This is a genomic window from Saccharothrix luteola, from assembly GCF_020859565.1.
Taxonomy (GTDB): domain Bacteria; phylum Actinomycetota; class Actinomycetes; order Mycobacteriales; family Pseudonocardiaceae; genus Actinosynnema; species Actinosynnema luteola.
Genome location: NZ_JAJHUO010000058.1, coordinates 1 through 15,718, shown reverse-complemented (window position 1 = coordinate 15,718; position 15,718 = coordinate 1). Strand labels below are relative to the sequence as shown.

Below are 15,718 nucleotides of genomic sequence, written 5' to 3'. Positions count from 1 at the left end.
GTCCCCCGGTTGTCGGTGCGGTCAGACCAGCTCGTGGAACCACTTGGTGATCTCGTCGGCCAGGTGCGCCCTGATCCAGTCCAGCATTTCCGCGTCGCTCGACTCGTTCAGGTGCGGGATGCTCGCCGAGGTGATTTTCGCCGACCAGCCGGCCACGCCCTGCCAGGCGTTCACCGACTGCATCGGGTAGCACTGGAGCGGAACGCACAACGCGGCGTCCGGCGCGGGGCCGAGGCCGTTGGCCAGCACTTGCGGGGTCACGCTGCCGACCGGCGGGAAGAACGTCCGCCCGTCATCGCTGCCGTGCCCGATGGTGATGACGATCAGGTGCTTGGGGACCGGTCGGGGAACGGGGACGGTAATGGTCTTCTGCGCGGTCGAGAACTGGTAGCGCAGAGCACCGTCCGGTAGCGGCACCTCGTCCGGCAAGTGGACGAGCGCGTCGTCCGGCGGAACGCAGAAGGTGATCCGGTCCTCGACGAACCCCTCCAGCACCCGCTGCACCTCGATCATGGCCTCGGGGTGGATCACTTCCTGGTCGAGGACCTGGTGCGCCAAGCGGTGCGGGACGCCGTCGGAGATCAGCCCGGCGAGTTCCTCGGTCTTGGCGTGGTTGGTGCGCAACTCCTTGTCGACCTCGACGTACTTACGGCGGAATCGGGTGACGAAGGCCTGCGACACCTTGCCGCCGGCCCAGACGACGATCGCGCCCGTTGCGCCGACGATCTCCGTGTGCGTTCCGTCGTACTCCAATTCGGCGTCGTTGAGGGCGGTGAACCTCCTGACGAAGGCCGGGTCCGAGGTGCGGTGCGCCGCGCGGTCGTTGACGAGTTCGACCAGCAGTCGATTCATCGGCGACCGCGGGAGGTTCGTGATGAACGCTTCCCGGTCCCGCAGTTTGTCGCGCAACCCGGCTAAATCCGCTTCGGTGGCGTCGGCCACGCCGTCGACAGTCATGCTTACCCCTCACAAGTGTGACGGAGAGCCTAGCCCTGAACGGCGGCGCTCGACGCGAGATCACACGGTCGGCCTATGAAGAGACCGCAGAAAGCGGAAAGGCGCGGAAAAGCGTGGAACGCTCGGAATCCTTCAGGAACAACGCGTCCCTTCCGGTGGCAGCTTCACCTCGATCAAGTACGCGTGCCCGGCCTCGTCCACGCAGTCGTTGCCGTGGAAGTAGACGGTGTGCTGGTTGCCCTCGAACGTCAGCAGCCCGCCGCCCAGCTCCTTCGCCAGGTTGACCCCCGCCTCGTACGGCGTCGCCGGGTCGCCCGTCGTGGAGATCACCAGCACCGGGGGCAGCCCGGACACGGGCTCGTGCTCCTGCACGGTCGGCGGCACGGGCCAGAACGCGCACGCGTCCAGCGCCGCGCCCGGCGGCTGGCCGTCGTCCAGGAACGGCGCGGCCTCCTTGTACCGCCGCGCCACGTCGTTCAGCACGTTCTTGTCCGTCACCCGCGGCTCGTCCACGCACTTCACCGCCACGAACGCGTCCGTGATCGTGGAGTACCGGCCTTCCTTGTCGCGGTCGAAGTAGTTGTCCGCCAACAACATCAGCACGTCACCGCGGTTGTTCTTCAACTCCGTCAACCCGGAGTTCAGCGGCGCCCACAGCTCCTCGGAGTACATCGCCTGGATCGCGCCGGTGATCGCGTCGTTGTACGACAACTTCCGCTCGCCCACCGCCACCGGCCGCTGCACCAGCGGCAGCGTCAGGTCCCGGAACGCCTGGTTCGCCTTCGCCGGGTCCGTGCCCAACGCGCAGTCCTGCCGCGTCGCGCACCACGCGGCGAACGCGTCGAACGCCTTCTGGAACCCGGCGCCCTGCGCGATCAGCGACTCGACCTGGTTCTGCGTCGGGTCGACCGCGCCGTCCAGCACGAGTGCCCGCACGTTGGCCGGGAACGCCTGCGCGTACGCCGCGCCGATGTGCGTCCCGTACGAGTAGCCCAGGTAGGTCAGCTTCTCGTCGCCGAGCGCGGACCGCATGACGTCCAGGTCGCGCACGACGTCCCGCGTGCCGATGTTGGCCAGCACGTCGGCGCCCGTCACCGAGGCGCACTTCTCCGCGTACGCCTTGTTCTCCGCCTCGGTCTGCGCCAGGCCCGCCGCCGACGTGTCGATGTCGGTGTCCAGCCGGTCGGCGTCCCGTTCGGCGTCGGTCAGGCACTTGACCTGCGGCTCGCTCGCCCCGACGCCACGCGGGTCGAACCCGATCAGGTCGAATCGCTCACCCACCGGCGACGACTTGACCTGCGAGCCCATGCCCGCCGCCGCGGCCATGCCGGACGCGCCCGGACCGCCCGGGTTGATCACGAGCGAGCCGATCCGGTCGCCCGTCGCGGGCTGGCGCAGCAAGCCGACCTTGATCGTGCGGCCCTCGGGCTTGGTGTAGTCGAGCGGCACCTCCAGGCGGGCGCACTCGAGCGACTTCTTGTTCTTGAACAGCGACGTCGTCGTCCCGGTCGTCGCGTAGGGCGCGCAGTCCTCCCAGCCCAGCTGCTGGCCGTAGAACCGCTCGAGCCCTGCCGGCACGGCCCCGGCCGGCCCTCTCTTCTCCAACGCGGTCCCCGCCGTGGGCGACCCGGGCAGCACGCTCGTGCACGAGGCGAGGAGCGGGAGGGCGAGGAACAGCATCATCGGACGGCGCACGTCTTCGATCGTAGGTGTGACACGTCCGCCACAACGCGCGCCTTGGCTGCTCCGAGTGAGCGAGAATGCCCTCATGCCACAGCTCCGACTCGCCCTCGCCCAGGTCAACGCCTGTGTCGGCGACCTGGCGGGCAACACCGAACTCGTCGTCGAGTGGTCCCGCAAGGCCGTGGAGGCGGGCGCCCACCTCGCGGTCTTCCCCGAGATGGCGCTGACCGGGTACCCGGTCGAGGACCTGGCGCTGCGCGTGTCGTTCGCGGAGGCGTCCAAGGAGGCGTTGACCGCGCTCGCGACCAGGCTGGACGACGCGGGGTGCGGTGAGCTGGCGGTGTTCGTCGGCTACCTCGACCGCGACGAGCGCGGCATGCGCAACGCCGCCGCCGTGCTGCACCGGGGCGAGGTGGTGGCCCGGCAGCACAAGCACCACCTGCCGAACTACGGCGTGTTCGACGAACGCCGGTACTTCACGCCCGGTGACACGCTGGACGTCGTTCGCGTGCACGGGGTCGAGGTCGGCATGGTGATCTGCGAGGACCTGTGGCAGGACGGCGGGCCGATCGCCGCCCTCGGCGAGGCGGGCGTGGACCTGGTGGTCTCGCCGAACGCGTCGCCGTACGAGCGGAAGAAGGACGACGCGCGGCTGCCGCTGGTGGCGCGGCGCGCGGTCGAGGCGGGTGCGCCCCTCGCGTACGTCAACCTGATCGGCGGACAGGACGAGCTGGTGTTCGACGGCGACACGATGGTGGTGTCCGCGGACGGCTCGCTGATCACCCGTGCGCCCCAGTTCGTGGAGCACCTGGTCGTGCTGGACCTCGACCTCCCCGGCGGCGCGCCCCGCGCGGAAGGTGGTTACGGCGGGTTTGTGGTCCACCGCCGATCCTTGACCCATGACCCGCTCCCGGCCTACGACCCGCTGCCCGTGCCGCAGCCCGCCGAACCGCTGTCCGACGAGGCAGAGGTGTGGCACGCGCTCGTCACCGGCCTGCGCGACTACGTGCACAAGAACGGCTTCCGCTCGGTCGTCCTCGGGCTGTCGGGCGGCATCGACTCGGCGGTGGTGGCCGCGCTGTCGGTGGACGCCCTCGGCGCCGACCACGTGTACGGCGTGTCCATGCCGTCGGTGTACTCGTCGGACCACTCGAAGTCCGACGCCTACGACCTGGCCCAGCGCACCGGCTGCCACTACTCGGAGCAGCCGATCGCGGACATGGTCGGCGTCTTCGTCGACCAGCTCGGGCTGACCGGGCTGGCGGAGGAGAACGTCCAGGCGCGGTGCCGCGGCGTCACGTTGATGGGGTTGTCGAACCAGCACGGTCACCTGGTGCTGGCCACCGGCAACAAGACCGAGCTGGCCGTCGGCTACTCGACCATCTACGGCGACGCGGTCGGCGGGTTCGCGCCGATCAAGGACGTGCTCAAGACGCTCGTGTGGGACCTCGCGCGGTGGCGCAACGCGGAGGCCGAGAAGCTGGGCGAGCTGCCGCCGATCCCGGAGAACTCGATCAGCAAGCCGCCGTCGGCCGAGCTGCGCCCCGGCCAGGTCGACACCGACTCGCTGCCGGACTACGAGCTGCTCGACTCCGTGCTGGACGACTACGTGGAGGGCGACAAGGGCTACCGCGACCTCATCGCCATGGGGTTCTCGCACGAACTGGTCGACAAGGTGCTGCGCATGGTCGACAAGGCCGAGTACAAGCGCCGCCAGTACCCGCCGGGCACCAAGATCACGTTCAAGGCCTTCGGGCGCGACCGCAGGCTGCCCATCACCAGCGGCTGGCGCGAGGGCTGACCGGACGGGTCACGCGGTGGCGGCCGTGCCGGTGGGCGCGGTCGCCTTCGCCGCCCTCGGCGTGCGATCGGCGCTGATCGCGCCCGCGATGGCCATCGCGCCGAAGACGATCAGCACCACGGCGAGCAGCCAGGCCAGCGCGATCAGGCTCGCCACGGGCCAGACGAGCACCACGATCCCGCCGATCGCGGTGACGGCCCCGGAGAACACCGCCCACCCGCTCTTGCCGAACCCGTGGAAGATCTCGGCCACCCCGCCGACGACCCAGGTCGCACCGAGCAGCAGCGCCAGCACCGCCAGGGTCTGGAACGGCGAGCGCAGGCACAGGATGCCCGCGACCAGTGCCAACAACCCGGCCACCGCCAAGAGCCACCGCTGTCGTCCCGTCTCGTCCGCGGAGAACGAGGCGGCGAGCCAGAAGACGCCGGTGACGAGCATCTGCAAGCCGAACAGCACCGCCGCCGTCAGCAGCGTCAGGCCCGGCCAGAGCAGGATCGCGAGCCCGATCGCCAACGTGATCACCCCGAAAGCGATCCACAACCCCCGCCCGCGACCACCTTTCGCCTCAGCACGTCGACCTTGGCCGGCGGCGTGCGCCTCAGCGCGCCGAGCCTGACCAGCGGCGTTCGCCTCGGCGGACCGAGCCTGCCCGGCGGCGCTCGCCTCGGCACCGGCGGCATTCGCATCGGACCCGGCGGCGGCGTTCGCATCGGGGTGCGTCATGCGGCCATGGTCCGTCCCCCAACCCCCACCCGCAGCCGCCACGGCCCCACACCGACCTTTCGAGTGACCGCACCCACCCTCCCGTGACGCGGACCACATTCCATCTCCACCGTTGGAGTTAACCTCCACCCCGTCCTACCCTAATTCCAACGCCCCAGTTGGATTTCTCCCTCCCCCTCCCATCCGGGCCCCTCCCACCCACCTCACCCTCACCCTCGCCGAACCCGAACCCGAACCCCGGAGCGCGCGTTGGCAACCTCTCCGCCGAACCCCCACCCTCACCTCATGGACCACCCCGCGGATCGCGGTCTCGAGCACCCCGACGGCCGGCCGACCCATCAACGCTGGTCCGTGACCCGAACACCGGTTGTGGTGACGGTCCTGGTGGCGGCCGTGATCCTGGCCGTGGGCCAGCTCTACCTGACCGTGCCGCTGCTGCCGGGCGTCGCCGAGCGCTACGGCATCACCCTCTCCACCGCCGCGTGGGTGGGTGGCGGCTTCGGCTTCGCGTTCGCCGCCGGCAACCTGCTCTTCGGCACCATCTCCGACCGCTACGACCGTCGTCACGTGATGGCCCTGGGCCTCGCCCTGAGTGCCGTGGCCTGCGTGATCGCAGGCGCGTCCACCGACTTCGCCCCACTGCTCGCGGCCCGCGCCGTCCAGGGCTTCCTCGCCGCCGCGATCCCGTCCGTGTCACTCGCGTACGCCGCCGAAGCCCTCCCACCGGCCCGCCGCGCGGTCGGGATCACCGCCGTCTCCGGCTCGTTCCTCCTGGCCGGCGTGATCGGCCAGGCCTACGCCCTGGGCGTCGACAAAGCTCTCGGCTGGCGCTGGGTCTTCTGGCTCCTGGCCCCGATGCTGCTGGCGGTAGCCGTCACCCTCACCCGCCTGCCGGAAATCCCCCGCCCAACCCCCACCGCCCTGGCGACGACGTTCACCCGCCTGGCCAACCTCCTCCGCCGCCCGTCACTCCTGGTCGCCTACACGGGCGGAATCACCCTCCTGCTGACCTTCGTCGGCATGTACACCGCCCTGACCACCACCGTCGGCGAGCGCTACGGCATCCACGACGCCGTCGACCTGCTCCTGCTCCGCCTCCCGGGCCTGCCGGGCATCGCCCTGGGCCTCTTCGCCGGCCCGCTGATCGCGCGCTTCGGCGCCGACCGCGTCGCCCCAACCGCATTCCTGACCGCCGCCGGCGGCCTGGCCCTGGAAGCGGGCTCCACCACTCTCCCCGTGCTGCTCGTCGGCAGCGCGATCTTCGTCGCGGGCCTTGCCGTCACCATCCCCGCGCTGGTCACCCTGGTGGGCCGGGCCTCCGGCGAAGCACGCGGCGCGGGCCTCGCGGGCTACGGCTTCCTGGTCGGCCTGGGCGGCGGCATCAGCCCCGTCCTCGTCACCGCCCTGGCCCCAGCCGGCTTCGCCGCCGTCTGCCTGACCCTGGCCGGCCTCCTCATCCTCGCCGCCGCCACCCTCGCCCTGGGCCCCCGCCCAACCCCCACACCCGCCACCGTCTAACCCCGACCCCACCCGACCAGATCCCGATCCACGATCCGGTCCGCCCGCTGCCCGCTTCCGCTGCCCGGCCCCGCCGGCTTCCGGCTCGGCCCGACCCGTCCACCTACTTCCGGCCCGGCCCGTTCCACTCATTTTCGGCTTGGCCTGGCCCGCTTCACTCACCGTGCGGTGCGCGTGGTGTGGTCATCCGCGGGTGGGCAGTTGGTCGTGGGCGGTCGGGGGTGGTTTCGGCGGGTCCGCTGGTTTTCAACCGAGGTGCGGTAACAGTGTTTCCGTACATTTTCGGGCCAGGTTCACCCGATCGTGTTTCCCGGCCCCTCGGCGAAATCAAGCCTACCGCGTAGGCGTGACCTGCGCAGATGCCATTCGCCGCGCCGCCTCCACCACCGCGGCCCGGCGGTCGGCCAGCTCGACCTGCCCCGTCACCATCCGGGCCACCTGGGGCACGGCCAGCCACCACGACGACAGCGACATGATCAAGAAAACCAGGTCGGCGGCCCCCGGCGACGCCACCATCACCCCGTCCGCCTGAGCCGACCGGAAAGCCTCGACCTTCCGCCGGTAGTGCGCCGCCCGCCCCTCCTCATCGGGCACCGCCCCGTCCCCGTACGCCAACGCCTCCCACTGCAACAACCGCACCAAATGCGGATTCGCCACGTGGTAGTCGAAACACCGCCCGGCGTACTCCCCGACATCCCGCAACGACTCCGCGTCGAACGGCACGGCCGCCGCGATCTTCGCCAACTCGTCCGACAACACCGAGTGGAACAGCTGTTCCTTGTCGCCGAAGTAGTTGTACAGCCGCTCCTTGTTCACCCCGGCCCGCGCCGCGATCCGCTCCACCCGAGTGCCCGCCAACCCGTGCGCGGCGAACTCGACGACCGCCGCCTCCTTCAGGCGCCGACGCGTCTCCTCGGTGTTCCAAGCCACCCCGCGATGGTAACCAACCGAACCGTTGACCCCAGCGACCCGAAGCAGACCCCAACGAACCTGACCCCGACGACCCACACCCCGACGACCCAGACCTCAACCACCCGAACGCGGCAGCAGCAGCGACACCACCGCACCGACAGCGCAGATCACCGCCGTGATCCAAAAGATCTCGTGGTACTCCGTCAGCAACGCCGCCGTCAGCGCCTCCCGGTAAGCCGCCGCCTTCTCGGCGAACTCCTCCGGCGACATCCCGAACGGCAGCGGCGTGTCCAGGTCCGCCGTCAGCTCGCGGAACCGGTGCAGCCCCCACGCCGACAACCCGGCCACGCCCACCAGCATCCCGGTCATCCGCGCCACCACCACCGCGGCCGACGCCACACCGTGCTGCGCCGACGGCACGACCCGCAGCACCGCCGCCGACACCGGCGCGATCACCAACCCCAACCCGAACCCGGCCACCGCCAGGTCCCGCCCCACCACGAACGACGACACCGAAGCCGGCCACTGCGCGATCAGCACGTACGCGCCCGAAGCCACGACCAACCCGCCGAACGACACCCACCGGTCACCCAACCGGGTACGAGCCGCCAACCACCCGCCGACCAACGCACCCACCGGCAACGCGATCAGGAACCGCGCCAGCATCCCCGCCGCCGCGGCCGAGTCACGCCCCAGCACGGTCTGCGCGAACAGCTCCACGTCCACCAACGTCACCATCAACGCCGCACCGGCCGCCAACGACACACCGAGCGTCGCCAGGAACGGCCGCATGGCCACCCCCGCCGGATCCAGCAGCCGCACCGACGACCGCCGCTCCCACAGCACGAACCCGGCGAACACCACCGCGGCCCCACCGAGCGCCGGCCACCCCCACGACGGCAGCACCGACCGCGACGGATCGGGGTTGTAGAGCCCCACGACCAGCAACGACAACGCCAACGCCAACAAACCGCCGCCGACGACGTCGATCCGCACCGACGACCGCACCGACCGCGGCACGGTCACCTGCACGACCACCATCGCGATCGCCGCCAACGGCAGGTTCACCCAGAACACCCACCGCCAGCTCTGCGGCTCCACCGACTCGAAGAACGACCACGCGTTGAACAACGACGCCAACCCGACGCCGTACAGCGTGCCGAGCACACTGCCCAACTCCTGCGCCGCGCCCACCACGCCCAACGCCGACGCACGCCGTTCCGCCGCCCACAGGTCCGCGACCAGCGCCATCGTCACCGGCAGCAACGCCCCACCGGCCAGCCCCTGCACCACCCGCCCGACCACCAGCAGCGGCAGGTCGCCCGCCAGCGCCGTCACCGCCGAGCCGACCGCGAACCCGATCAGGCACAGGTGCAGCACCACCCGCCGCCCGAACCGGTCCGACAGCTGCCCGAGCAACGGCATCCCGGCGACGTACCCGAGCAGGTACCCGGTCACCACGGGCGTCGCGCGTTCCAGGTGGTTCACCGGGATGCCCAGGTCGCGCACCATGTCCACGAGCACGCCGACGACCACGTACGCGTCGAGCGCGCCCAGCAGCACCGCCGTCGCACCCGCGCCGATCGCCAGCCGACGAGCCCTGACCGCGCCCACCGCACCCACCCCGGAACCCACCGCCGGACTCACGCGGGCGGCGAGACGGTGACGGGCTTGTTGAAGTCGGACAGCTCGATCGTCACCTTCGCGCCGCTCGGCAGCGTGAACAGCGCCTTGCGCAACTTCTCGTCCTGCACCGAGAACGTCGACGCGACGTCCGCGTCGATCCCCGGCACCAGCCCGGCGACCACGTCACGCGGCACGGTCGCCTCGACCACCGCCAGGCCGTCGTCGTTCGACACGGTCTTCGCGTCACGCGCGTCGGCCAGCACGCGGGCCACGCCCCGGTCCGGGTCCAGGATCGCGGTCGGGTCGTACACCTGGCCCGCCAGCGCCGCGGGCAGCTTGGTGAACCCGCCGGTCGGACCCTTGAAGTGCAGGTCCTGCCCGACCAGCACGTACTCCACCTCGATCAGCTGGCCGAACTGCTCGACCTTCGCCCGGCCCTGCGACTCGCCCTCGGCGTTCAGGTCGCCCTCGGCGTCCTTCACGGTCACGCCCGGCAGCTCGCCGTCGACCTTGATCGTGAAGTGGGTGCTGGTCACGGACTTCATCCCGGCGGACGCCTTGGCCAGCAGGTCCGGCCCGTCGGGCAGGGCCCCGGCGCCACCGGAGGACGTGCAGCCCGCCACGAGGGCGAGCACGAGCGACCCGATCAGGGCGCGACGAGGGAGCATGGGTGAATCGTAGATCGAGCCGTCCCGGGGCACCGCGAAACACCACCGCAAGTCCCTGACCTGCGAGATCACCTCCAAGCGGCAAACGGCCCAGCGCGTTCGGCCGAGTCGGCAACGCACGGTTAACCGTCCTTACCTAGGCTTCGGGTCATGAACCGCCAGCAGGAGTTCGTGCTCCGCACCCTCGAGGAACGCGACATCCGGTTCGTCCGGCTCTGGTTCACCGACGTCCTGGGCTTCCTCAAGTCGGTGGCGATCGCTCCCGCGGAGCTCGAAGGCGCCTTCAGCGAGGGCATCGGCTTCGACGGCTCCGCCATCGAGGGCTTCGCCCGCGTGTACGAGTCGGACATGGTGGCCAAGCCGGACCCGTCGACGTTCCAGGTGCTGCCGTGGCAGACGCCCGACAAGAGCCACTACTCGGCGCGGATGTTCTGCGACATCGCCATGCCGGACGGCTCGCCGTCGTGGGCGGACCCGCGGCACGTGCTGCGCCGCACCCTGGCCAAGGCCAGCGAGGCGGGCTTCACCTGCTACGTGCACCCGGAGATGGAGTTCTTCCTGCTCAAGGGCCTGCCGGACGACGGGAGCGAGCCCGCCCCGGCGGACAACGGCGGTTTCTTCGACCAGACCAGCCACGAGACCGCGACCCACTTCCGCCGCCACGCCATCGAGGCGCTGGAGGCGATGGGCATCTCGGTCGAGTTCAGCCACCACGAGGGCGCGCCCGGCCAGCAGGAGATCGACCTCCGCTACGCCGACGCGCTGACCATGGCCGACAACGTGATGACGTTCCGGTACGTGATCAAGGAAGTCGCGATCACGCAGGGCGTGCGGGCCTCGTTCATGCCGAAGCCGTTCACCGACCAGCCCGGCAGCGGCATGCACACGCACGTCAGCCTGTTCGAGGGCGACCGCAACGCGTTCTACGACGCCGAGGACCCGTACCAGCTGTCGGACACCGGCAAGATGTTCGTCGCCGGCCTGCTCAAGCACGCCCGCGAGATCTCCGGCGTGACCAACCAGTGGGTGAACTCCTACAAGCGGCTGATCGTGGGCGGCGAGGCGCCGACGGCGGTGTGCTGGGGCCACGCGAACCGGTCCGCGCTGGTCCGCGTGCCGATGTACTCGCCGGGCAAGTCGTCGTCGCGCCGGGTCGAGATCCGCTCGCTCGACTCCGCCTGCAACCCGTACCTCGCGTACGCGGTGATACTGGCGGCCGGGCTCAAGGGCATCGAGAAGGGCTACGAGCTGCCGCCGCCCGCCGAGGACGACGTGTGGTCGCTGACCGATCGCGAGCGGCGCGCCGCCGGGTACGACAACCTGCCCCAGAACCTCGGCGAGGCGCTGACCGAGATGGAGAACTCCGAACTGCTCCCCGAAGCGCTCGGCGAGCACGTGTACGACTTCTTCCTGCGCAACAAGCGGACCGAGTGGGACGCGTATCGGCGCAGCGTCACGCCGTACGAGTTGCGCACCCTGTTGCCGGTCCTGTGAGGGAGACACCCGTGCGGGTGGTCCACACCGGGCACTCGGAGAAGCTAGGTTTGCAGACCGTGACCGAGGTGCCCGCGCGTCCGGAATCCCGTCCCACGTTCATCGCCTGCACGGTGGCGACCGCCGCCGAACTGCCCGCGGTGAAGGTGCTGTCCAGCTCGTTCCTGGCCAACCACCCGCAGGCCAGGTTCATGGCGCTGGTGGTCGACGCCCTGCCGGAGAACTCCGGTCCGGGCCTCGTCACCCCCGCCGACCTGGGGATGGGCCAGGACGAGCTGGCCGAGCTGGCCACCGGCTGCACGGCGTCGCAGCTGTGCGGCGTGCTGCGGCCCAAGCTCCTGGAACAGCTGCTCGGCCAGGGCGTGCCGGTGCTCTACCTGGACCCGTGGGTGCAGGTGCTCCACCCGCTCACGGACCTGGTCGAGGCCGCCGTGCGCCGCGGCCCGCTGGTCCTGGTGCCGCGGGCGCTGCGGCCGTTGCCGGACGACGGTCTGCGCCCGACACCCACCGAACTGATCGAAACCGGCGTCTTCGATCCCGGGTTCCTGCTGGTCGCACCGGGCGCGGAGCCGTTCCTGAGCTCCCTCGGCGAGCAGCTGCGCCGCACGCCGGACGCCACCAAGGCCGTGCTCGACATGGCTCCCGCGTTGGTCAACCTGCACGTCCTGCGTGACGCGACGGTCGGCCTGTCGGTGTGGAACGCCTCGCAACGAGACCTCCATCGCCGCCCGGACGGCACGTTGACGACGATCGGCGAGCCGGTCCGCAGCGTCCACTTCGCGGGCTTCGACCCCCACCGCCCGTGGCTGCTGTCCGCCGCCTTCGCCGACCGCCCCCGGGTCCTGCTCTCGGAACACCCGCACCTGGCGGAGCTCTGCACGGCCTACCGGGCGGAACTGGTGCGCAAGGGCCACTCGCCCCAGCGGGTCCGCTACGGCTTCGGCCAACTGCCGGACGGCACCCAGATCCCGGACGAGCTGCGCGCGGACTACCGCGAAGCCGCCCGAACCCACCCGGGCTCGGCCTTCAGCCCAGGAACCCATCCCGGCGAGCCGCCCACTGCCGACCAGCCCGCCGCTCCCGTCACCGCCGCGCCCGCCGAGGTGCAGCCCGCCGAGGTGCAGCCCGCCGCGGAGCAGCCCGCCGACAACCCGCCTGCTGCCGCTCCCGCCGCCACGACCTCGGTGAACGGCACCCGCCCGGCCACCGAGCCCGCAGTCCTGGTCGGCGAAGCCGGCACCGAAGCCGCCGCCGAGCTCACCGAACCCATCGCCGCCGCCGAGTCGCCCGCCGACCCCGCCACCGATGCCGAGCCGCCCGCCGAGCCTGCCGCGTCCGCCGAGATCGAGCCGGATGCCGCCGCTTCAGCACCCGAACTGCCTGAGCCCGAGGTCTCCGAGCCCGCCACCCGCCGCACCCCACCCCCCGCCTTCGGACCGGACGGCGGAGCGGGGTTCGTGGCCTGGGCGAGCGAGTCCGTGCCCGGCCTACCCGGCAGCACGCGCTGGGCCGTCGCGCTCTGGCGTTCCGACCAGACCCTCCGCACCCAGTTCCCCGACCCGTTCGGCGAGGACGGCCCGGCGTTCCGCGACTGGTGCGCGACCGTCGGCGTGGCCGCGGGCCGGTTGCCGGTGGCCGCCGTGCCCAGGCCCCGCGCCGAAGCACCCGTCCTGCACGACCAGCTCGGCGTCTCCGTCCTCGGCTCCGGCCCGATCGCCGCGCTCGTCCACGCCGCCGCCCGCGCGTCCGGCCTCCCGACCTCGACCGACGCCGGCTACCCGGTCGTGATCCGAGTCGGCACCACCGAACGCGTGCCGGACAGCCGCTTCGTCGTCGACTACCTCCTCGACGACGACCAGCCGACCGACGCCGCCGAGCTCTGGGTCCCCTCCGAGACGACCCGCGCCACCCTCGAACGCCAAGGCGGCCCGACCGTCCGCGTCCTCCCGCTCCCCGTGCAGGAAGCCGAGGACCAAGCCCTCGAAGCACACGATGGGGTGATCTTCGGCGCGCTCGCCGATCACGCCCTCGACCGCGCGGGCAACGTGCTGGGCGCCGTCTCCGCGTTCCTCTCCGCCTTCCCCGACCGCAACGACGTGACGCTGCGCATCGAGGTCGGCAACGCGCACGCGCACCCCGAAGCCGCCGAACGGCTGCGCCTGGCCACCGCCGCCGACCCGCGCATCGAACTGGTCGACACCCTCGGGGCCGTCGACTGCCTCGTCCACCTGCACCGGGGCGGCGCGTGCGACCGGATCGCGCACACCCTGGCCGAGCACGCCGCCCGCGCCACGCCGATCCTGACCTCCGACCACGGCGCGGTCGCCGAGCTGTTCGACAAGAACGCGGTGATCTTCGTGCCGTGCCGCCAGGGCGTCGAACCCGACGTCCAGGCCGCCGCCAAGCTCCTGCGCGCCCTCGCCGAAGACCTGCCGACGGCCGTCGCGATCGGCACCAGGGGACGCGACCACGTCCGCGCCACCCGTGACGTCGCCAAGGTCGGCGAGGTCCTCCGCGAACGCGTCGAGCACGCCTACCGCGGCTGGCGCGCCCGCCGGGCCAAGCCCGCGCCGACCGTCGACCCCCTCAAGGCGCTGCACTCGGCGAAGCACGCCCTGCTTCGCCAACCCGACGTCGGCACGGCCAGCCGCACGCCCATGGCGCCGCAGCTGCGCAAGGTGGTCCTGCGCGTCCTCGACCACTACGACAACCACATGCGCGACGTGCTCACGTCCCTGGTCGACGGGGTCGAGCGCACGGTCTCCGAGCTGGTCCGCCGCCAGGACGACATCTCCAGCGGCGTGGGCCTGGGCGAGCTGGAGGTGCTGCGCGCCGAGCTGGAACAGCACGCCGAGCACCAGGGCCACCTCGCCGACCAGCTCGTGGGCGTCGACGACGGCGTCGTCCGGGTCCGCGCGGACATGGCCGGCCAGGGACGGCGGGTGCGCGAGATCGAGGACGCGGTGGTCGCCGAGGCGGCCAAGCGCGCCAAGCAGGGCGACGCCCTGGCCCAGCGCATCGACAAGCTCGCCGTCGCGCTCGAACGCACCCTCGACCGGATCGACTCGCTGGAGTCCAAGGTCGTGGACGTGCTGCGGGACCGCGACACCAAGCTCGACGTCGGCCTGCGCGCCGCGAACCAGGCCCAGCAGACCGCCGACGCCCTGCGCCGCGTCGTCGTCCGTGAGCACGAACGGCACAGCGACACCGTGCCGCGCAGCTCGCTCGTGCTGACCGACGTCGGCCTGCTGCGCCTGCCGTCGGACGACGCCTTCATGCTGCCGATGCTGTCCAGCAACGGGGTGTGGGAGACCGACCTGTCCGAGCTGATCGACTCGGTCGTCGAGCCGGACGGGATCTTCCTCGACGTCGGCGCGTACATCGGGTACCAGACCGTGCGCATGCTCAGCCGGTTCGGCACGGGCGGCGCGGTGGTCGCGGTCGAGCCGTGCCCGTCGTCGCGGGCGCTGCTGCGGCACAACGTCGACGTCAACTTGCCCGAACGGGTGGCGCAACAGCTCGTCCTGGTGGACGCCGCCGCGTGGGAGAGCAGCGGCGAGCTGGCCAGCCAACCGGCGTTGACGGGCGGGGTGTCGGTGGCGCCGCTGCCCGAGGGCGCGGGTGAGGACGTGACCCGCGTGCGTGCGGCCAGGCTCGACAAGGAGCTGGAGGCCGTGCCGTTGTTGCAGGGCCGCAAGCTGTCCGTCGTCCGGGTGGACGCGCCCGGTCGTGGTCACCGCGCGCTGGCCGGACTGGTGCGCCTGCTGCGCCGGGACCGCCCGCACGTGTTCCTGGACTTCTCCGCCACGGCGACGTCGGGTTTCGGCGACGATCCGGTCACGGTCTTGAAGGAGTTCCGGATCTGGGGCTACGACCTGGTGCCCGTGCCGACCCGCGAACCGGCCACGCCGGAGCAGATCGTGACCGCGATCGAGGGGATGCGGTCCATCCCGCTCTGGCTGCGACCCCGTCCCGTGGCGCCCAAGGGACCGGGTCCACAGGTCGCCATGCCGGTCCGCACCGCTCCCGCAGGCCGCTGACCAGGCGATTTGACACCGACGAAGGTCATGAGTACCTTTTACCGAGTCGCCAGCAAGAACCTCGGAACGAGCGGTTGACACCGCGAATCGGGCCGAGTAGACTACTGCGGCGTCAAGCTCCCAGAAACGAATAAGCAGCACAGCGTGCTGCCTCCGCTCTGGAAACTGATACAAATTGAATGCTAAGCGAGTTTGTCGCGGAGCCGAGAAGCCGAAACCGGCCGATTTGACACCGCGAAAACGAACGAGCTAAGGTTCAACCACAGCAAGCGAAACACCGGAAACACAAAGCCCCG

10 protein-coding genes are annotated in these 15,718 nt (G+C 71.1%); 4 read left to right on the top strand and 6 right to left on the bottom strand.

Going from position 1 to position 15,718, the window contains the following annotated elements; all coding sequences use genetic code 11:
• Positions 1-21: 21 nt before the first annotated feature.
• Both LNK82_RS46155 and LNK82_RS46150 read right to left on the bottom strand, forming a co-directional pair.
• On the bottom strand, positions 22-957 hold the full coding sequence (locus LNK82_RS46155) for a hypothetical protein (protein WP_230573150.1): 936 nt from the start codon (positions 955-957) through the stop codon (positions 22-24).
• A 132-nt stretch (positions 958-1,089) separates the two neighbouring features.
• Positions 1,090-2,637 (bottom strand): alpha/beta hydrolase, encoded by a 1,548-nt coding sequence (locus LNK82_RS46150; RefSeq protein ID WP_230573171.1) that lies wholly within the window; start codon positions 2,635-2,637, stop codon positions 1,090-1,092.
• Between the two features lie 88 nt (positions 2,638-2,725).
• Here LNK82_RS46150 and LNK82_RS46145 point away from each other — a divergent pair, with 88 nt between their 5' ends.
• The gene (locus tag LNK82_RS46145) at positions 2,726-4,441 is read left to right on the top strand and encodes an NAD+ synthase (protein WP_230573149.1); all 1,716 of its coding nucleotides are present in this window, start codon (positions 2,726-2,728) and stop codon (positions 4,439-4,441) included.
• A 9-nt stretch (positions 4,442-4,450) separates the two neighbouring features.
• On the opposite strand, the gene LNK82_RS46140 is transcribed toward LNK82_RS46145, so the two are convergent.
• A complete protein-coding gene (locus tag LNK82_RS46140) occupies positions 4,451-4,963 on the bottom strand; it encodes an HdeD family acid-resistance protein (RefSeq protein WP_230573148.1) in 513 nt (170 codons plus the stop codon).
• Between the two features lie 573 nt (positions 4,964-5,536).
• Here LNK82_RS46140 and LNK82_RS46135 point away from each other — a divergent pair.
• Complete coding sequence (locus LNK82_RS46135; RefSeq protein ID WP_230573147.1) at positions 5,537-6,682, top strand: MFS transporter; 1,146 nt, start codon at positions 5,537-5,539, stop codon at positions 6,680-6,682.
• Positions 6,683-7,015: 333 nt separating this feature from the next.
• Here LNK82_RS46135 and LNK82_RS46130 read toward each other — a convergent pair whose 3' ends face one another.
• The 3 genes from LNK82_RS46130 to LNK82_RS46120 all read right to left on the bottom strand — a co-directional run bounded on the left by LNK82_RS46130 (position 7,016) and on the right by LNK82_RS46120 (position 9,888).
• The gene (locus LNK82_RS46130; RefSeq protein WP_230573146.1) at positions 7,016-7,612 is read right to left on the bottom strand and encodes a TetR/AcrR family transcriptional regulator; all 597 of its coding nucleotides are present in this window, start codon (positions 7,610-7,612) and stop codon (positions 7,016-7,018) included.
• Positions 7,613-7,708: 96 nt separating this feature from the next.
• Complete coding sequence (locus LNK82_RS46125; protein ID WP_230573145.1) at positions 7,709-9,208, bottom strand: MFS transporter; 1,500 nt, start codon at positions 9,206-9,208, stop codon at positions 7,709-7,711.
• A 29-nt stretch (positions 9,209-9,237) separates the two neighbouring features.
• Positions 9,238-9,888 (bottom strand): LppX_LprAFG lipoprotein, encoded by a 651-nt coding sequence (locus LNK82_RS46120; protein ID WP_230573144.1) that lies wholly within the window; start codon positions 9,886-9,888, stop codon positions 9,238-9,240.
• A 150-nt stretch (positions 9,889-10,038) separates the two neighbouring features.
• Here LNK82_RS46120 and LNK82_RS46115 point away from each other — a divergent pair, with 150 nt between their 5' ends.
• Together LNK82_RS46115 and LNK82_RS48145 are read left to right on the top strand one after the other, a co-directional pair.
• Entirely contained in the window at positions 10,039-11,382 is a 1,344-nt protein-coding gene (locus LNK82_RS46115) for a glutamine synthetase family protein (protein ID WP_053715424.1), read from the top strand.
• Between the two features lie 11 nt (positions 11,383-11,393).
• Complete coding sequence (locus LNK82_RS48145) at positions 11,394-15,422, top strand: FkbM family methyltransferase (protein WP_308257585.1); 4,029 nt, start codon at positions 11,394-11,396, stop codon at positions 15,420-15,422.
• The last annotated feature ends 296 nt before the right edge of the window (positions 15,423-15,718 follow it).